At 68.6% G+C, this 16,860-nt stretch carries 18 protein-coding genes; 8 read left to right on the top strand and 10 right to left on the bottom strand.

All coding sequences use genetic code 11. The annotated features are described in order from the left end of the window. Positions 1-60: 60 nt before the first annotated feature. Both corA and ACRSBM_RS35575 read left to right on the top strand, forming a co-directional pair. Positions 61-1,140: a magnesium/cobalt transporter CorA gene (corA, locus tag ACRSBM_RS35570; protein WP_434450523.1), complete on the top strand. Its 1,080-nt coding sequence runs from the start codon at positions 61-63 to the stop codon at positions 1,138-1,140. A 134-nt stretch (positions 1,141-1,274) separates the two neighbouring features. After that, positions 1,275-1,652 (top strand): hypothetical protein, encoded by a 378-nt coding sequence (locus ACRSBM_RS35575; protein WP_434450525.1) that lies wholly within the window; start codon positions 1,275-1,277, stop codon positions 1,650-1,652. Here ACRSBM_RS35575 and ACRSBM_RS35580 read toward each other — a convergent pair. Then, complete coding sequence (locus ACRSBM_RS35580) at positions 1,636-2,724, bottom strand: DUF2332 domain-containing protein (protein WP_434450527.1); 1,089 nt, start codon at positions 2,722-2,724, stop codon at positions 1,636-1,638. The genes ACRSBM_RS35575 and ACRSBM_RS35580 overlap by 17 nt on opposite strands. A 157-nt stretch (positions 2,725-2,881) precedes the next feature. Between ACRSBM_RS35580 and ACRSBM_RS35585 the strand changes: the two genes are divergently transcribed. Both ACRSBM_RS35585 and ACRSBM_RS35590 read left to right on the top strand, forming a co-directional pair. After that, on the top strand, positions 2,882-3,553 hold the full coding sequence (locus ACRSBM_RS35585) for a metallophosphoesterase family protein (protein ID WP_434450529.1): 672 nt from the start codon (positions 2,882-2,884) through the stop codon (positions 3,551-3,553). After that, positions 3,543-4,403, top strand: a complete 861-nt coding sequence (locus ACRSBM_RS35590) for a chromosome partitioning protein ParB (RefSeq protein WP_434450531.1) — start codon at positions 3,543-3,545, stop codon at positions 4,401-4,403. The genes ACRSBM_RS35585 and ACRSBM_RS35590 overlap by 11 nt, the downstream gene beginning before the upstream one ends. Before the next feature lie 298 nt (positions 4,404-4,701). Here ACRSBM_RS35590 and ACRSBM_RS35595 read toward each other — a convergent pair whose 3' ends face one another. After that, positions 4,702-5,493 (bottom strand): MBL fold metallo-hydrolase, encoded by a 792-nt coding sequence (locus ACRSBM_RS35595; RefSeq protein ID WP_434450533.1) that lies wholly within the window; start codon positions 5,491-5,493, stop codon positions 4,702-4,704. 94 nt (positions 5,494-5,587) lie between these two features. Between ACRSBM_RS35595 and ACRSBM_RS35600 the strand changes: the two genes are divergently transcribed. Together ACRSBM_RS35600 and ACRSBM_RS35605 are read left to right on the top strand one after the other, a co-directional pair. After that, positions 5,588-6,196: an ABATE domain-containing protein gene (locus tag ACRSBM_RS35600; protein WP_434450535.1), complete on the top strand. Its 609-nt coding sequence runs from the start codon at positions 5,588-5,590 to the stop codon at positions 6,194-6,196. Between the two features lie 377 nt (positions 6,197-6,573). After that, positions 6,574-7,440 (top strand): MerR family transcriptional regulator, encoded by an 867-nt coding sequence (locus ACRSBM_RS35605; RefSeq protein ID WP_434450537.1) that lies wholly within the window; start codon positions 6,574-6,576, stop codon positions 7,438-7,440. A 326-nt stretch (positions 7,441-7,766) separates the two neighbouring features. Here ACRSBM_RS35605 and ACRSBM_RS35610 read toward each other — a convergent pair whose 3' ends face one another. Beyond that, entirely contained in the window at positions 7,767-8,759 is a 993-nt protein-coding gene (locus ACRSBM_RS35610; protein WP_434450539.1) for a hypothetical protein, read from the bottom strand. A 120-nt stretch (positions 8,760-8,879) separates the two neighbouring features. Between ACRSBM_RS35610 and ACRSBM_RS35615 the strand changes: the two genes are divergently transcribed. Both ACRSBM_RS35615 and ACRSBM_RS35620 read left to right on the top strand, forming a co-directional pair. After that, positions 8,880-9,188, top strand: a complete 309-nt coding sequence (locus ACRSBM_RS35615) for an ArsR/SmtB family transcription factor (RefSeq protein WP_434450541.1) — start codon at positions 8,880-8,882, stop codon at positions 9,186-9,188. Beyond that, positions 9,185-9,685 (top strand): SRPBCC domain-containing protein, encoded by a 501-nt coding sequence (locus ACRSBM_RS35620; RefSeq protein ID WP_434450543.1) that lies wholly within the window; start codon positions 9,185-9,187, stop codon positions 9,683-9,685. The genes ACRSBM_RS35615 and ACRSBM_RS35620 overlap by 4 nt, the downstream gene beginning before the upstream one ends. A 37-nt stretch (positions 9,686-9,722) precedes the next feature. Here the strand turns inward: ACRSBM_RS35620 and ACRSBM_RS35625 are convergent, their stop codons facing one another. From ACRSBM_RS35625 to ACRSBM_RS35655, 7 genes are all read right to left on the bottom strand, one after another. Further along, the gene (locus ACRSBM_RS35625; protein WP_434450545.1) at positions 9,723-10,625 is read right to left on the bottom strand and encodes a nucleotidyl transferase AbiEii/AbiGii toxin family protein; all 903 of its coding nucleotides are present in this window, start codon (positions 10,623-10,625) and stop codon (positions 9,723-9,725) included. After that, entirely contained in the window at positions 10,622-11,209 is a 588-nt protein-coding gene (locus ACRSBM_RS35630; RefSeq protein ID WP_434450547.1) for a type IV toxin-antitoxin system AbiEi family antitoxin domain-containing protein, read from the bottom strand. Before ACRSBM_RS35630 ends, ACRSBM_RS35625 begins: the two co-directional genes overlap by 4 nt. 193 nt (positions 11,210-11,402) lie before the next feature. Next, complete coding sequence (locus ACRSBM_RS35635) at positions 11,403-12,662, bottom strand: IS701 family transposase (protein WP_434450549.1); 1,260 nt, start codon at positions 12,660-12,662, stop codon at positions 11,403-11,405. A 56-nt stretch (positions 12,663-12,718) separates the two neighbouring features. Beyond that, positions 12,719-13,606: an SDR family NAD(P)-dependent oxidoreductase gene (locus tag ACRSBM_RS35640; protein WP_434450551.1), complete on the bottom strand. Its 888-nt coding sequence runs from the start codon at positions 13,604-13,606 to the stop codon at positions 12,719-12,721. Between the two features lie 268 nt (positions 13,607-13,874). After that, positions 13,875-15,059 carry an ABC transporter ATP-binding protein gene (locus tag ACRSBM_RS35645; RefSeq protein ID WP_434450553.1) on the bottom strand — a complete coding sequence of 395 codons (1,185 nt, stop codon included), beginning with the start codon at positions 15,057-15,059 and terminating at the stop codon, positions 13,875-13,877. An 8-nt stretch (positions 15,060-15,067) separates the two neighbouring features. Next, complete coding sequence (locus ACRSBM_RS35650; protein ID WP_434450555.1) at positions 15,068-15,913, bottom strand: carbohydrate ABC transporter permease; 846 nt, start codon at positions 15,911-15,913, stop codon at positions 15,068-15,070. Continuing rightward, positions 15,913-16,797: a carbohydrate ABC transporter permease gene (locus ACRSBM_RS35655; RefSeq protein ID WP_434453359.1), complete on the bottom strand. Its 885-nt coding sequence runs from the start codon at positions 16,795-16,797 to the stop codon at positions 15,913-15,915. The genes ACRSBM_RS35650 and ACRSBM_RS35655 overlap by 1 nt, the downstream gene beginning before the upstream one ends. Between the last annotated feature and the right edge of the window lie 63 nt (positions 16,798-16,860).

Here is a 16,860-nt window from a genome sequence, read left to right on the forward strand (position 1 = left end):
CGGGACGCCCCGTCGTGCTTCCGCACTTCACGCCGGCGTGTGTACCTGGAGGAACTCACCATGCCCAGCCTGCCCTCGATCCGCGGACGAGGCCCCCAGCGCGGCCCCGCAGGGCAAGTTCCGCACGTCCCCGTCCCGCTGTCGCACTACGTGGTCGACTGCGCGGTGTACGTGGACGGCAAGCGCTTGCCGGGCCGGTGGACCCACACCGACGCGGTCAAAGAGGTGCGCAAGCGCAAGGACGGGTTCGTCTGGATCGGCCTGCACGAGCCGGACGCCGAGCAGATCGAGGGCATCGCGGAGACGTTCGGGCTGCACGAGCTCGCCGTCGAGGACGCGGTCCACGCGCACCAGCGGCCGAAGCTGGAGCGGTACGACAACACGCTCTTCATGGTCTTCAAGACGGTCCGCTACGTGACCAACCCCTCGCCCGACACCGCCAACGAGATCGTCGAGTCCGGCGAGATCATGGTGTTCCTGGGCAAGGACTTCGTCATCACCGTGCGGCACGGCAACCACTCCGGCCTGTCCAAGCTGCGCCACGTGCTGGAGGCCGACCCGGAGCGCCTGGAGATCGGCCCGTCCGCGGTGATGCACGCGATCGCGGACCAGGTGGTCGACAACTACCTCGAGGTCACCGACCACATCGAGGACGACATCGACCGCATGGAGGAACGGGTCTTCGCGCCGCGCACCGAGGTGAGCGCGGAGCAGATCTACATGTTCAAGCGCGAGGTCGTGGAGCTGCGCCGCGCGGTCATGCCGCTCGCGAACCCGTTGCGGCGCTTGGCGGAGGGCTACACGCCGCTCATCCCCGAGCAGGTGCGGGCCTTCTTCCGCGACGTCGACGACCACCTCACCGAGGTGTCCGAGCGCGTCATCGCGTTCGACGAGCTGCTGACCACGCTGGTCGACGCGACGCTCGCGAAGATCACGCTGCAGCAGAACACCGACATGCGCAAGATCACCGCGTGGGTGGCGATCATCTCCGTGCCCACGATGATCGCCGGGATCTACGGCATGAACTTCGAGTTCATGCCCGAGCTCAAGATGAAGTACGGGTACCCCGTGGTGATCAGCGTGATCCTCGTGGCGTGCCTGACCCTCTACCGAATATTGCGCCGAAATCGCTGGCTGTAGTCCCGGTTTCACCGCATCGTTCGCCTGGAGGCCTGTCATGACCAGAATTCTCACCAACATCAAGTTCTGGATCCTCGCGTTCCTGCTCTGCTGGATCACCACCGTGTTCGTGCTGATCAGCGAAATGCCCTGACGTGCACCGCCGGCTGACCGACCTCCGGTTCTGGATCCTCGTGTTCGCCGCGGGCTGGCTGACGATGATCGTCGTCTCCATCGCGACCTGGCCGGAGCCCGGCGAGGAGTCGCCGGACCAGCTGGCCACCGAGGTGACGAACGCGTTGCGAGCACACGACTTCCACAAGTTGGAGCCGTTGCTCGCGGTCGGCGGTGAGGATGTCGCGCAGTCGACGGTCGAGCACTTCCAGAACGCACAGGTGGAGAACGGCTTCTACCGCGATGGCGCGGTCGTCGTGCGGTACACGCGGCACGGCACCCGTTCGGAGTTCGCGTTGCCCGTCGTGGAGCAGGACGGGCGCTACGTGGTGAACGCGGTGATCACTCCCACGGGGTGACGTTCCAGGTGAACGGCATGCCGTGCCCCTGGCCGTGCCCGAGGTTCAGCGAGATCCCGGCCGGCCAGAGCTTCAGCAGCAGCTCGAACCGGTACTCGACGTCCGGGTCGTCCGTGCGGCGCGGCTCGAACACCAGCAGTGCCAACGGTGTCGTGGGCGTCGCCTTCGCGGCCGCGTCCGCCAGCACGGCCCTGCCCATCGCCCGGTCGGCGGGCGAGACGTACTGCCACACCACGGAATGCCACACGACGGTGAGCACGTCGCGTTCGGCGCGGGCGAGCTGTCTCGCGAGCCACTCCGGTCCCGCCGACCGCTCGACCCGCACCGGGTCCGTGGCGGCCAGGTCGAGCGCGTCCCGCAGCCGGTTCCACCGGTCGAGCTGGTCGGCCCAGACGAACGAGCTGAGGTGCAGCCGTCCGTCCTCTGTGGACACGTCGATCGGGTTGAGGTCGCAGCCGGCCCTGCCGACGACGCGCAGCCGGTGGCTGAGGTCCGCGGGAGGCCTGCCGGTCCACCTCGGGTCGAGCACGAGGAGGCTGTCCGGGTCGCCGAGCACGGTGTCCTCGAGCTGGTAGCCGACGTGGTGCGGGCGCAGGTTGAGCCCGCCGCTCGCACCGACCTCCAGCAGCCGCACGCAGAACGGCACGTGCCGGCCGGCGGCCTTCGCGGCCTCCTGCGCGGCGACCATCAGGCCGCCGTAGAGAGGCGCGCTGCGGCCGGGTTCGTTCGTCTGCACGACCGTGGCCTGCACGCGTTGCCGGAGCAGGTCGGCGTGCTCGTCGAGGGCGGGCAGCGCGTCCTCCCAGAGCGTCGGCAGGTGCGGCTGGCCGCCGACGGACGGGTAGTGCTTCGCGAGGCCGGGCGCGCGCCCCTCGAGCACGAGCCGGTGCACGGCGCCCGCGAACCGCAGACCGGGCACGGTGCCCTCCCGGTCGCGTTCGGAGCCCGCCATGATCCTGGCCGTGACGCCGCCCCGGCCGAGGTCGTCGGCGGCGTCGGTGAGGAGTCGCTGGGTCAGCGGACTGCGGTCGCGGCATCCGTGAGCGGCCGCGGCGAACAGCTGCGCAAGCACGGCGTCAACGCTAACGGCAGCGCTGTCCCGCGTCATCTCCGCCATCGGCCCATTCGAGGTAACGCGGGGCTCCCGCGTTACCTCTCCGGGGAACGCGGGGGCCCCGCGTTTCCTCCAGGGGAACGCGGGGCCCCCGCGTGCCTCCTAAGCTGGCCGAATGGTTCGGGTGCTCGCGGTGGCGGACGAGATCGTCGAACAGCTGTGGACGGACCAGGTGCACCAGCACGCCGGCGTCGACCTCGTCGTCGCGGCCGGTGACCTGCCGTTCGACTACCTGGAACACCTGGCCAACGCCCTGGACAAGCCGCTGGTGTTCGTCCCCGGCAACCACGACGCCGACCTGTCGGGCTACTCGAACGTGCGCGGCCTGTGGACCAAGGCGGGCGTCCCGGTGCGCTGGCCAGGACCAGCCGGTGCGGTGAACGCGGACGAACGCGTGGTCGACGTCGCCGGCCTGCGCATCGCGGGCCTCGGTGGTTCGATCCGCTACAACAAGGGCCCGAACCAGTGGACGGAACGGCAGCAGGCCCGCCGTGCCCGCCGGGTGTCCCGGCTGGCCGGGTGGCGCAGGCTGCGGGACGGACGTGGCGTGGACGTGCTGCTGACCCACTCACCGCCGCTCGGCTGCGGCGACGAACCCGACGCACCGCACCGCGGCTTCGAGTGCTTGCGCGGGCTCGTCTCGCGGTTGCAGCCTTCGTTCATGCTGCACGGCCACATTCATCCGCACGGCGTGCCGCGCCCGGACCGCGTCCTGGACGCGACCCGCGTGATCAACGTCGTCGGGTACAAGGTGCTGGACATAGCGGGAGCGCACGATGAGACGTGACACCGGTTTCCCCGTCGCCGACGCCGAGAACGACTTCCAGCGCGCCCGCCGCCGCCAGGTGATGTCGCGCCTCGCGGCCTGGCTGCGCCGCGAGCCCGACGACGTGAACATCATGCTGCCGTTCCACGAGGTCGTGGAGGCGCTGGGCATGGCGTCCGAGAAGCGCCTGGGCCTGCAGTCGATCCGCCTGGACTCGATCGTCGGCAGCGTCGACCGCACCCGCGACTTCGACCGCCGCTTCCGCCCCACCTCCGGCCGCGTCCGCGAGCGGTGGCAGCGACTCGCCCTGGCCACGCGGCGCGGCGAGAACGTCCCGCCGATCGAGGTGTACCGGATCGGCGAGCTGCACTTCATCATCGACGGCCACCACCGCGTGTCCGTCGCGCACGCGCTGGGCCTGACGGTGATCGACGCCTACGTGACGCAGGTGATCACCAGGCTCAACTCCTCCGGCATCCGGTACCGCGGCGACCTGATCGTGAAGGACTACCGGCGCCTGTTCCTGGACCGGGTGCCGCTGTCCGGCGAGTCCCGCGCCGCCGTGGTCCTGTCCGACCCGTGGGACTACGCCCGCCTCGGCGAGCACGTCGAGGCGTGGGGGTTCCGGCTCATGCAGGACACGGGCCAGTTCCTCGACCGCGGCGAGGTCGCCCGCCGCTGGTACGCCGACGAGTACCGGCCGGTCGTGGCGATGCTGCGGCAGGCCGACATGATCGGCGACCGGACCGAGACCGAGGCCTACATGTGGGTGGCGGCGGAGCGGTACCGGCTCATCCGCACGCACCGGTGGGACGCCGACGTCATCAACGCCGTGCGCGAGGAGAGCCGGTCACAGGGACACCGCGGCTAGCACCTGTCCTGCGAGCCGTTGATCTGAATGAGACTCAGAGTGTCGCGCGCTGCGATGATGCGGACTCGGCCGCAGGGCGTGGCCCGTGTCGTCAGGCGGCGGAGCCGGCCGTGAGCTGTAGTCGGCTTCGGCGACGGTGTCGAGGACCGTCAGGCGGTTGCCGGGGAGGGCGTGTCCTTCTTCGTCGTTCTGGCACGGCGCAGGCGAGCCGCGAGGGGTTGCTCCCGGGGTCGGGGCCCGTCGGGTGGGGAGCCCCGGCCCCGGCACGAGGTCTCGGTTCCTGAGCTGCGGTCCGGGCTCAGGCGCGCTGCGCCCAGTCCTGGTCCAGGCGGTCGGTCAGGCCCGCGGCGGCGAAGGCTGCCTCCAGCTCGTCGCGGCCCTCGGTGAAGTGGGCCCAGCTGTCGTGGTGGACCGGGACGACACGGCGGGCGTCGAGAATCCGGGTGGCCTCGGCCGCCTGCGCACTGTCCAGGACGAGCAGGTTGCCGTCGAAGAGCACGGGGAAACGGGGGGCGCCGGCGAACAGGAGGGCGGTGTCGATCGGGGCGAAGCGCTCGGCGATCTCCCTGACCGCGTCAAGCGAGGCGTTGTCGCCGCTGACGTAGACCGTCGGCAGTCCCACCCCCGACAGGACGAAGCCGACGACCTGGCCGGTGAAGGGCTCGATCTCCTCACGCGCGCCGGGGCCGTGGATGGCAGGGACCCCGGTCACAGTGATGGTGCCGCCACCCGGACGCTCCACCTCGACCGACTCCCAGTCGGCCAGGCCCTTGGCCTTCGCCCCGAGGCGCTCGCCGCCGCCGGGGGTGGTGAGGGTGAGGGGGACGTCGGCGAGCAGGGCGCGGCCGGAGGTGTCGAGGTTGTCGGCGTGCTCGTCGTGGGAGAGCAGGACCACGTCGATCGGGCCGAGGTCGGCAGGGGTAGCGGCGGAGGAGGCGGTCTTGGTCAGGGTCGGGCGACCGGGCGAGGCGTAGTCGCCGGGCCCGTCGAAGGTCGGGTCGGTCAGGAAGCGCAGGCCGCCGTACTCGAACAGGGCGGTCGGACCGCCGAACGTGCGGACCCGGAACTGGCCGGCGTTGAGCTGGGACATCACGTCTCCGTTTTCTCACGAAAAAAACCTGCGGTTAACGTGATGGCAGACTAGGCAGGTGTCACGGAAAAATGCAAGCGGTACCATGAGAGGTATGGGTGACATCCCGGCCATCGACGTGACATCGACCGCGCTGCCCCCGGCACCGGGTGCCGACCGGTACCGCTCCCTGGACTTCGCCGACACCGCCGCCACCCTGCCCGCCGGCCAGAGCTACGACCTGCTCGCCGCCCCGGAATCCGCCATGCGCTGGCTCGCCGCCCACGACCTGACCACCCCGGACGTGCGGCTGTACGAGGTGTGCGCGCAGCGGATGCGCATGCTGCGCGCCCACATCCGCGCCCTGTTCGCCGCCCGCGTCGACACCACCACGCCGCCCGAGGAATCCCTGCGCGCGGTGAACGAGGCCCTCACGGCCGTGCCCACCGCTCCCCTCCTCGCCTGGGACGGGGCCCAGGGGCTGCGCCGCATCCAGGCGCACCCCACCGACCGGGCCGTCAACCACGCACTGGCGACCCTCGCCGCCGACGCCGCCGACCTGCTCACCGGTCCCGACGCCGACATCCTCGCTTCCTGCGGATCAGCTCCCTGTGACCGGTTCCTCCTGCGCACCCACGGCCGGCGCCACTGGTGCTCCACACGCTGCGGCGACCGTGTCCGCGCCGCCCGCGCCTACGCCCGGCGCCGCGGCGCCTCAGGCTGACGCACCGCTCCCGGAGCCCTCCCGCGGACCCGCCCGGTGGCCACGCGAAACACCTTCAGCAGGCTGCTTCCGGTTGCCAACCGACAGCCGGGCACTTGATCACTTCGGTGAGCCCAGCGTGATGGACTCAGGTTCGTCGCCGCTTCGAAGCCCAGGCGGGCGCCGTCGACGGGCGAGGGGCCGACGGATCCCCCTTTGAGGGTCCGGAAATGAGAGCCGTCCACGGAGCAGTCGTCCAGGTCCAGCGAGTCCGCGCAGCGGAGTTCGGCCAGCAGAACGGCGGGTGGGTCACGACTGTCCGCAGCAGAATGCGCGTTGTGCTCGCAAAGCGCCGGCCGTCTTGACCTTGTAGTAACTGGAAGGGGGACAGTGTCCCCATGTTCTCAATCAGCGAATTCAGCTTCATCTGCCACCTGTCACCCCAGACCCTGCGCTACTACCACGCGGAGCAGCTCCTTGTTCCCGCGGAGATCGACGAACAGACCGGCTACCGCTCGTACTCTTTCGACCAGGTGGAACGGGCGATGTTGATCACTGTCCTGCGCGGCACGGGAATGAGTGTCAAACTCGTCCGCCGTGCCATCGACGATCCAGACGCGGTTCCCGGCCTGTTGCACGAGCACGTCGCGGAGGTGCAGCGCAAGCGTCAGGAACAGGACGAGGCGATCAGTGATGCGCGTGAATTCTTCACCACGTCACCTCAGACCCGCCTGCATCAGGTACCTGAAATGACCGTGGTGTCCAAGGTCGTTCCCGGCTCGTCATCGTCGTCCGCGGAATACAGCTGGGAGACCGCTGACGCGGCGACCGCGGCCACCATCGCGGAATTGGTGAGGATGGTGGAGTCCTGTGGTGCCGAGGTGGCCGGAAGCCCTTGGCGAAGCTGGGCCATGGAGACTCCGGACCAGCGCATGGCAACCCTCACCACCGCGGAGGCCTCGAGTTGGCTGGCGAAGGTCCCCGTCACGAAACCCTTCGAAATACCCGCGGATCTGGTCGGCGAAATCGAGATGCAGAGCTTCGAGGCGCGGGAAGAGTTGTCGGTGTTCATCCCCGGCAAGAGTTCCATGGCCAAGTTCGGTACGGCGTTCTCACGGTTGATCACACACCAGCCCGCCGACGCTTGCATTGACATAACTCGCCTGCGTCAGGTGCTCCGCGCCGACGGGGTCGAGACCAGCGCAGCGCTCCACGCGTTCGATGACACCGACCAGGCCTCATTGGCCCGCTGGTTCACCCCGTAGCCAGCGACCGCTCGCCACCGCATCGGACGGTCGAGGCGACATCGAACGCGTGGCCCACCACGCCGAACTCACCCAGCGCTGCGATTCCGTCCAGTCCCCGCGGCCTGACGCACGAGCCGCTCCGGCTGCTCGACAGTCCATGGGGCGTGTCCTCGCCGTCACGAGACCGAGGTCGCGATCGGTGAACTAGCCCGCCGGGTACCGCCAGCGCGCATCGTCCCGGGTATGAACCCGACTGGGCACCCGAGCTCCACTTCCGCGGTTCGAGGACGCTCGCCCTTCGACGCTGTCAGCCACGGAGCACGTTCCGGTGCACCGGACGGCGATCAGCGAGGCGCGACCCGAGGCCCGTCGGCCTCCGGCAAGGGCCGAGCCTGGTCCAGCACCTCGTCCGTGTACTTGTCGAGCAGCCGGGTGCCGATCTGCTGCGCGTACCCGAAGATGACCGCCCACAGCAGCAAAGCCGCCGCCGACGGGATGCCGATCAGCCCGCTCGTGACGCCGGCTCCCAGCGCCAGGATTCCGACCACCGCCAGTGCCGCGCCGAGCATGATCTTGATGAGCGCCTGGTAGCCGATCATCACGTACGGCGAGAGCGATGGCCGGCGGCGTAAGAGCAGCACCACCGCGGCCAGCACCGCGCCGAACGAGCCGAGCACCTGCACCAGCCAGACGTCCACACCGGACGCTTTCGCGGTGCCGCCGGGACAGACCGTGGGCAGCGCGTTCTCCTTCGGGTCGACGCACAGCGGGATGATGCCCGGCTTCACGATGCCGACGACGCCGAGAACCGTGTTGATCACGAACAGCACCAGCGAGGCGGCGATCAGCTTGTTGCGCAACGCCCGGGAGCCGGCATGGGCGAAGTCGGAGTTGTCGAAGGCCGCCCGCAACGCGTCCACCACGATCGCGCGCTCCACCGCCGGCGTGAACTCCCCCGGCCGCAACACTTCCAGGGCCCGCCGGCGCGGGTCGTCCTCGTCCAGGTACTGCGCCACGCGGGCCCGCAGACCCGGCAGCCGGCCCTGGAACCCGCGCTCCGCCGAGATCGTCGCCACCTCGGCCTCGTGCAGGGCGCGCCAGGCCCGTTCGATGTACCAGCCCGACCACCACGACGGCACCATGCGCCACCACGGCTCGCGGTCGCTCAGCATCGCCTCGACCACGGCCGCCTGCGCCTCGGCGGTGCGGCGCCACACGTCGCCCTCGGGATCGACCGGATCCGGCGGGCCGAGCGCGGCCAGATCCGCGCGGACCCGGTCCAGCCGGGACTGCACGACGAGCCGCCAGTCGGTGACTCTGGGTTTGCGCTCAGCCATGTCCCGATGGTGACAGGCACCCCTGACAATTTCGGCAGCCATCCGTGTGACGTGCGCAAACATCACCGAAACGCCTACATGAGCTTGCGCTTATATACGTTAGGCGTTATAAAACACTCCGTGGACGTCTTCGAGGCCGTGGCCGAACCGAACCGGCGGCACCTGATCAGCCTGCTGGCCGAACGCGAGCGCACCGCGGGTGAACTCGTCGACAGCCTGCCGGCACTGACCCAGCCCGCCGTGTCCCGCCACCTCCGCATCCTGCGGGAGACGGGACTGGTCGAGGTGAGGCCGGACGGCCAGCGTCGCATCTACGCGCTCAATCCCGATGGCCTGCAACGCATCGACGACTGGATCACCCCGTACCGCCGCTTCTGGCGCGACCACCTGGCAGCCCTCGAACACCACCTCGACAAGGGAGAACGATGAACGATCTCGGCACCGTCACCGTCGATGGCGACCACGCCGTCCTCACCTTCCAGCGCAGGCTCGGGTTCCCCATCGACCGCGTCTGGACGGCGATCACCGATCCCGCCGAGCGCAAGGCCTGGCTCGGCACGACACACTTCGAGGACGGCACCATCGTCATCGAGCCGGAGGACCCGCCCGCCCCCGCGGAGGCGAAGCGGGTCACGGGCCGCATCCTCACCTGGCAGCCGCCGCAGGACGGCCACGCCGTCTTCGAACACGAGTGGCGGCAACGCATCGTCGAGGACAGCGTGGTCCGCTACGAACTGCGGGCCGAGGGCGACACGACCCTGCTCACCTTCACCCACATCGGACTGTCCGAACGCAACGCACTGGGCTTCGCCCCTGGCACGCACGCCTTCCTCGACCGGCTGCAGGCGCACCTGGGCGACGAGGAGCCGCCGAACTGGAGCGAGCGCTACGCCGAGGTCGCACCGGCCTACCCAGCGTGGCGCTGAAGCGGGAGCCACCCCAGAGAAGCCAGTGCGCGCTGGCCTAGTTCCACTTCCTGACGTCGGGGTTCCACCTCGTCGCCCCACCACCTGCCGCGAGCGGGTCGACGAACTCGATCACAGCGGCCACCACGTCCCCGAACCCATCGGGCAGGTGGTCCGCATCCGGTCCGAGACGCTTCTTGAACGCCGAATAGGCCTGTTGACGCAACGCCGCGAGATCACCGACCACGGCGGACAGCGGCCGGATGTCGACGCCACGATGACGAGTCGTCGCTTCCAGCGCGGACCGGGCTGACTCGTACGACACGGCTTGCTTGCCGGTCAGCGTGTAGAGGTCGGCGTAGTCACGAACCCTCGTGTTCGCCTCCTGGAGCGCGATGGCCGTGCTGGCCTTCTCCGCCAGAACCGTCTCGATCGGGTAGCCGAGCACCGGGACCGCTTCGATCCCAGGACGCTGCGACGGCAGATCGAGCACCTGAGGTGCGGGGGTCACCGGATCACCGAAGTTGACGTCCAGCTTGAGTTTCACACTCGCGGTGGAGATGCGGCTGTCCATGGTGATGCGCACGCCCGTATAGAGGTCCTCGTCGCGGATCGACTGCGCTGCGACCGTGCCGACCAAGAACTCCACGCCGTCGTCAGGATCCAGTTGGACTCCCGCCACGTCCACGACTCGCGCGGTGACGATGTCCTGGTCGTTGCTGAGGTTCCGGGCGAGCAGGTCCGCGTCGGCGGTAGGCCGCCGTGCGTCGAACACCGCGAGCAACACGCCTCCCTTCAGCACGAAGTCGCCCGCATAAGGGGACGTGGCCAGACGAGCCAGCCATCGCTCCAACACGTACAACGTCTGCAGTTCCTGAGTGGAACGCCGCTCACGGCGTGCCCGGTTCTGCAGGTCCAGGTAGGCGCGGCCACCGGGCGTGGCCTTGGTCGGCCGGCTCACTCGGCGATCACCGCGTCCACGGCGGCGCGTACCGGCCCGAAAACGTTGAGCTCACGAGCGAACGCGAGCACCTGCCCCGGCCGCGCGCCGCGCCGGAGCAGGTACCGGCGGAGCGCCGACAGAGCCAGTGGCTCGCCGAGCCTGCCTCTCAACCTCATGAGATCGACGACTGTCCTTTCCGGGTCATAGATGCGAACGTTCTCGCCAGGTGCCGCCTCCACCTCGGTGAGTCCGAGGTCGAACGTCGCGGCACTGAAGCGGAAGACCTCGGTCGGCGGGTACTCGATGCGAGGCGGCCGATGGCCACGCGGAACCGCTACCTGGATCTCTCGGGGAATCTCGTCGGTGAGGTCGTGGACCACGGCCGCCGACACGCAGCACGCGACCGCAAGTGGCGCGCGACTCGACACCGCCAGCAGATCTGGCCATGTCGGAGCCGGCGCGTCCACTTTGCGGAAGACGCCTCTGGAGAGCTCCATCAGATCGCCCTCGTCACGAAGGCGGTACAGGTCGCGAAAGTGCAGGCCCGCCCTGGTCGCCATGCTCGTGGTGAACGTGTCCGGCAACGCCTCCAGGCCGCTCATGGATAGAAGTGTTACCAGGATGGACCGATCTGGCAACACTTCTATCCACTTGAGCTAGTAGTGCTTTGTTAGGTGTTGCTGACCTGGGGTGTTGTTGTGGGTGTTGGGGTCTGGACGGGTTGTCGGCAGGTGTGGCAGACGCCTGTCCAGACCGCGAGTAAGGCCTGGAGTTCGCGCAGGACCGCGTAGAGCGTCAGGCCTGCGCAGGGGCTTTTGGGGTGCGGCGGAGCTGGGTGCAGATGGCTTGGGCGACGGCGGCGAGGGTGACGTGGCGGTGCCAGCCCAGCCAGGAGCGGCCTTCGAAGTGGTCCAGGCCGAGGCCGTCTTTGAGTTCGCGGTAGTCGTGCTCGATGCGCCAGCGGATCTTGGCCAGCCGCACCAGGTCCCGCAGCCGGATGTCGGCGGGCAGGGTGGAGAGCCAGTAGTCGGTGGGCTCGGGTGCGCCGGGCGGCCATTCGGCCAGCAGCCAGCACTCGGGCAGGCTCCCGTCGGCGGCGCGGGGGATGTTGCGGTTGGCCGGCCGGACTCGCAGCGTGAGGAACCGTGACCGCATGCTCGCGGTCGGATTGCCCGGTGACTTCTTGGTTCCGTGGCGCCAGACCACGAACCTGCCGGCCGATCGGCCCGCGTTCATGACCAGAGTCTTCAGGTCGACAGGTTTGTCCTGGTAGCGCGGCCCCGGCGGGCGGCCGTTGCCGGCCCAGGCCGCGGTCGTCGGCATCGCCTCGGCGGGGTGGGCGGTCGCGGCCGGGCTGACGGCCAGCACGTAGGTCAGGCCGCGTTCGGTCAGGCCGAGCCGGAACTCGGTGGCATCGCCGTAACCGGCGTCGGCCACCACCGGCCGCTGCGGCAGGCCCCAGTCGCCGGTGACCTCGTCGAGCATGTCCAGCGCGAGGCGCCACTTCTCCCGATGCCGCACCTCGTCCGGGATCACACTGCGGGCCCGGCGCGTCCGGATCTCGGCGGCCGTTGTGTCATCGGCGGTTTTCTCGTCGTCCCACGATTCCGGCAGGAACAACCGCCAGTCGATCGCGGCCGAGGCCCAGTCGGTGACCGCGTGCACGCTCACCCCGATCTGACAGTTCCCGGTCTTGCCCAGCGCGCCGCAATACATGCGTGCCACACCGGGGGAATCCTTGCCGTCCTTGGGAAAACCGGTGTCGTCGATGACCAGCGCGTCCGGGTCGACGAACTTGCCGGCCCAGGCCGCCAGGCGTCGCCGCACCTCGACGTGATCCCACGTCGAGGTGCTCACGAACTGCTGCAACTGCTGATGATCGACCCCGAGCCGCTCCGCCATCGGCTGCATCGACTTGCGCTTGCCGTCCAGCATCAACCCACGCAGATACAGCTCGCCCTTCGCCCGCTGGTCACGCCGCGCGAACCCGCCGAACATCGCCGCGGCGAAGTCCTCGATCACCGGCCGAACCCGAGCCATCTCCTCCGGAGTCACCCGGCAAGAAGATCACACACGACAGCCACCCGAACATCCCACCTAACAAAGCACTACTAGGCGGTCTGCGAAGGCTCCACCAGCGCACGCAGCCGGGGAGGCATCCTCTTCTCCAACCCGTACGGCTCGAGGTGGGCCTGCAACACGCCCGTGAACGCCCGCTCCACCGAAGTGGTGTCCCAGTTGTCGCTCTCCAGGATCGGCTGCTTGAAGTACGGCTGCCCCACGATGTGGAGCTGCCTGCCGTTGCACCGGACGACCTGCCCGGTGATGCCCTCGGCGCGGTCCGAGAGCAGGAACAGCACCAGCGGCGCGACCTTGCCGGGCGTGCGGTCCGCCGGGATGGCGCGCAGGGAACGTTCCGACTTCCACACCATCCGTGTGTGCGCGACGGGGCACACGGCGTTCACGCGGATGCCTTCCGACTCGAGGTCGAGCGCCCACGAGTAGCTCAGCGAGGCGACCGCGCCCTTCGTCGCCGAATAAGTGGCGAGTTTGCGCTGTCCGAAGGACGCGCCGGACGAAATGTTGATGATGGAACCACCACCGGACGAACGCATCGCCCTCATCGCGGCGATTCCGACATAGATGACGCCGAGGACGTTCACCTCGACCACGTTCCTGATCGTCTCCGGGTCGTCTTCCCAGGGAGCGGTCTCGTAGTTCAGTCCCGCGTTGTTCACCAGACCGTCGATTCGCCCGAATTCGTCGACGCACAGGTCGACGATCTTCGCCGCCTCGCTCGGATCCGCGACCGTGTGGGTCGAGGCGACCGCTCGGCCGCCGTAGCCCCGGATGTGTTCCGCGACCTGTTCTGCCAGGTCACCGTCGTTGTCGTTGACCACAACCGACGCGCCCGCGAGGGCCGCGTGCATCGCGTAGGCTTCGCCGAGGCCTCGGCCCGCCCCCGTGATGACGACAGCTTTTCCGTCCAGGATCCCCATTGCACGCTCTCTTTCACTCGGGCGGCGGTTCCCCGGAACCCCCCTGTGGTCCTGTACCCGCCTTCGACAAGAGTGCGGACTTTCCCGAGCGGTGAGCGTGACCTTTCGATGAGATGTCGCTGCCGAGCGCCCAATGGCGAACCGAAGTTCGGCCCGGCAGTTTGCCGGACTGATCGGCCCTTCCGGATCAAGACTTTCGTCCTAACCCGATCGAGTGACAAAACGGGCCGCCTTCCCGTGCGGGGAAGGCGGCCCGGTAAACGAGAATTCACCGTTCCGTGTAAGTCAGGTTCCTGCCGCTCGACGGGTCGAAGAGCTGAACCTTGTCCGCGTCGAACCAGATGTCCGCCGAGGCTCCCTCCACCGCGCCCGAGGCCGACGACAGGCGCGTCACGAGCGAGATGCCGTCACCCGGCACGTCGTCCGATCCCGCGTCCGCCGCGAGCTCCTGCAGCTCGGCCGACGCCGCCTGCTCGCCCGTGAGGTTGAAGTAGGCGTACTTGTCCGAGCCCATCGACTCCAGCACGTCCACCTGCGAGGTGAACTTGCCGCCCGCCGACAGCTTCGCGGGCTCGACCAGTGCCGCGTCCTCGAAGTCCTCGGGGCGGATGCCCAGGATCACCTCGCGGGGGGCGTCGGCGCCCTCCAGCAGCTGCCGCACCCGGTCCGTCAGCGTCACGTCGCCGATGACCGACCGCAGCGAGCCGTTCTCCAGCGTCGCCGGCACGAAGTTCATCGACGGCGAGCCGATGAAGCCCGCGACGAACAGGTTCGCCGGCTGCTCGTAGAGGAACTGGGGCGCGCCGATCTGCTGCACGACACCGCCGCGCATGACGACGACCCGGTCGCCGAGGGTCATCGCCTCGGTCTGGTCGTGCGTCACGTACACCGTGGTCGTGCCGAGCTGCTTCTGCAGGCGCGACACCGAGGTGCGCATCTGCACGCGCAGCTTGGCGTCCAGGTTGGACAGTGGTTCGTCCATGAGGAACGCCTTGGGGCTGCGCACGATCGCGCGGCCCATCGCCACGCGCTGCCGCTGGCCACCGGACAGGTTGGACGGTTTGCGGTCCAGGTGCTGCGACAGGTCGAGGATCTCCGCGGCCTCCTTGACCTTCTTCTCGACCGTGGCGTTGTCGACCTTGGCCAGCCGCAACGGGAAGGCCATGTTCTCCTTCACCGTCATGTGCGGGTAGAGCGCGTACGACTGGAACACCATCGCGATGTCGCGGTCCTTGGGCGCCTTCTCGTTGACGCGCTGCCCGCCGATGCGCAGCTCGCCGTCGGTGATGTCCTCCAGTCCCGCGATCATGTTGAGCGTGGTGGACTTCCCGCAGCCGGACGGTCCCACCAGGATGATGAACTCGCCGTCGGCGATCTCGAGGTTGACCTCCTGCACGGCCAGCGCGCCGTCGGGGTACCTCTTGGTCACCTTGTCCAGAACGATCTCTGCCATTGGTCAACTCACCCCTTGACGGCGCCGGAGGTCAGGCCGGCGACGATCCGGCGCTGGAAGAACAACACGAAGAGGATGATCGGGATCGTGATGACCACGGCGGCCGCCGCGATCGACCCGGCCGGGTCCTCGAACTGCGAGCTGCCGGTGAAGAACGACAGCGCCACCGGCACGGTCCGCGACTGCTCGGTCGAGGTGAGCGAGATCGCGAACAGGAAGTCGTTCCAGCAGAAGATGAACACCAGGATCGCCGTCGTGAACACACCCGGCGCGGCGAGCGGCGCGATGACCCTGCGGAACGCCTGCCCCGGCGTCGCGCCGTCCATCTTCGCCGCCTTCTCGAGCTCCCAGGGGATCTCGCGGAAGAACGCCGACAGCGTGTAGATCGCGAGCGGCAGCGCGAACGTGATGTACGGCAGGATCAGGCCGGGCCACGTGTCGAACAGGCCGAGCGAGCGCTCGATCTCGAACAACGGGGACACCAGCGAGACCTGCGGGAACATCGCGATCAGCAGCGAGACGCCCACCAGCAGGTTCTTGCCGGGGAAGTCCAGCCTGGCGATGGCGTAGGCGGCCATCGTGCCGAACACCACGGCGATCGCGGTCGCGATGATCGCGATGCCGATGGAGTTGATCAGCGCCCGCGTGAACTCGGACGTCGAGAAGATGTTCTGGTAGTTCTCCAGACTCCATTCACGGGGAATGAAGTTGCCGTCCGCCAGCGTGGCCGACGACTTGAACGACAGCGACACGATCCACAGCACCGGAACCAGCGCGTAGATCACGACGACCGCGTTGAGCAGACCCCAGCCCCACTTCTTGCCGGTGGTCTCGGCTCCTCCGATACCTGCCATCAGCGCTTCCCCCCGTCGTCGCTGCCGGGGGCAGCGGTGCCGAAGAGCTTGATGAACACGAACGCGATGATCGCGACCATGATGAAGATCAACACCGACATCGTCGATCCGATACCGAGGTTCAAGCCCTTGATCAGGTTGTTGTAGGTCAGCATCGACACCGACGACGTGCCCTGCGAACCCGCGGTGAGCACGAAGAGGTTGTCGAAGATGCGGAACGCGTCGAGCGTGCGGAACAGCAGTGCCACCAGGATCGCCGGCTTCATGATCGGCACGGTGATCTTGATGAACCGCTGCCACCCGCTCGCACCGTCCATCGCGGCGGCCTTGAGCAGGTCGTCCGGCACCAGCGCCAGACCCGCCATCAGCAGCAGGGCCATGAACGGCGTGGTCTTCCAGATCTCCGCGAGACCCACGACCATCAGCGCCGGGATCTTCTCGGTGAGCACGGGATCACCGCCCAGCGCCTCGGCCAGGTAGCCGGTGCCGGGCGTCCAGGCGAAGCGCCAGGAGAACGCGGCCACGACCGTGACGATGCCGTACGGGATCAGCGTCGTCGTCCGCACGATGCCGCGGCCGACCAGCGCGCGGTGCATGATCAGCGCGAGCGACATGCCCAGCACCAGCTCGACCGCGACGGTGACGACGGTGAGCAACACCGTCACCCACACCGCGTTCCACCAGTAAGGGCTGCTGAGCACGGTGACGTAGTTGTCGAACCAGATCCACTCGGCCCGGTCCGGGAACTTCAGGTCGAACCGCTGCATCGACAGCAGCACCGAGTAGAGGATCGGCCAGCCCGTCACCGCGATCATGGTGAGCGCGGCGGGCGCGCAGAGCAGCCAGCCGAGCCTGCGCTCGGCCTTCTTGCCCTCGCTCAGCATCGCCTTCTTCTTGGGGGCAACGGTTTTCGCCGGCGCCGCCCCACCGGCCGCCGCCGTGTCCTG

Source organism: Lentzea xerophila (assembly GCF_051094245.1).
GTDB classification, from domain to species: Bacteria; Actinomycetota; Actinomycetes; order Mycobacteriales; family Pseudonocardiaceae; genus Lentzea; species Lentzea xerophila.

Bases quoted from the DNA above. Each gene is read 5' to 3' on its own strand.
- corA (WP_434450523.1), top strand. From the start codon at position 61: ATGCCCAGCCTGCCCTCGATCCGCGGACGAGGCCCCCAGCGCGGCCCC.
- ACRSBM_RS35595 (WP_434450533.1), bottom strand. From the start codon at position 5,493: ATGTCCCAGCTCAACGCCGGCCAGTTCCGGGTCCGCACGTTCGGCGGT.
- ACRSBM_RS35585 (WP_434450529.1), top strand. From the start codon at position 2,882: ATGGTTCGGGTGCTCGCGGTGGCGGACGAGATCGTCGAACAGCTGTGG.
- ACRSBM_RS35620 (WP_434450543.1), top strand. From the start codon at position 9,185: ATGAACGATCTCGGCACCGTCACCGTCGATGGCGACCACGCCGTCCTC.
- ACRSBM_RS35605 (WP_434450537.1), top strand. From the start codon at position 6,574: ATGTTCTCAATCAGCGAATTCAGCTTCATCTGCCACCTGTCACCCCAG.
- ACRSBM_RS35650 (WP_434450555.1), bottom strand. From the start codon at position 15,913: ATGGCAGGTATCGGAGGAGCCGAGACCACCGGCAAGAAGTGGGGCTGG.
- ACRSBM_RS35645 (WP_434450553.1), bottom strand. From the start codon at position 15,059: ATGGCAGAGATCGTTCTGGACAAGGTGACCAAGAGGTACCCCGACGGC.
- ACRSBM_RS35590 (WP_434450531.1), top strand. From the start codon at position 3,543: ATGAGACGTGACACCGGTTTCCCCGTCGCCGACGCCGAGAACGACTTC.
- ACRSBM_RS35655 (WP_434453359.1), bottom strand. From the start codon at position 16,797: ATGCTGAGCGAGGGCAAGAAGGCCGAGCGCAGGCTCGGCTGGCTGCTC.
- ACRSBM_RS35630 (WP_434450547.1), bottom strand. From the start codon at position 11,209: ATGAGCGGCCTGGAGGCGTTGCCGGACACGTTCACCACGAGCATGGCG.
- ACRSBM_RS35640 (WP_434450551.1), bottom strand. From the start codon at position 13,606: ATGGGGATCCTGGACGGAAAAGCTGTCGTCATCACGGGGGCGGGCCGA.
- ACRSBM_RS35600 (WP_434450535.1), top strand. From the start codon at position 5,588: ATGGGTGACATCCCGGCCATCGACGTGACATCGACCGCGCTGCCCCCG.
- ACRSBM_RS35610 (WP_434450539.1), bottom strand. From the start codon at position 8,759: ATGGCTGAGCGCAAACCCAGAGTCACCGACTGGCGGCTCGTCGTGCAG.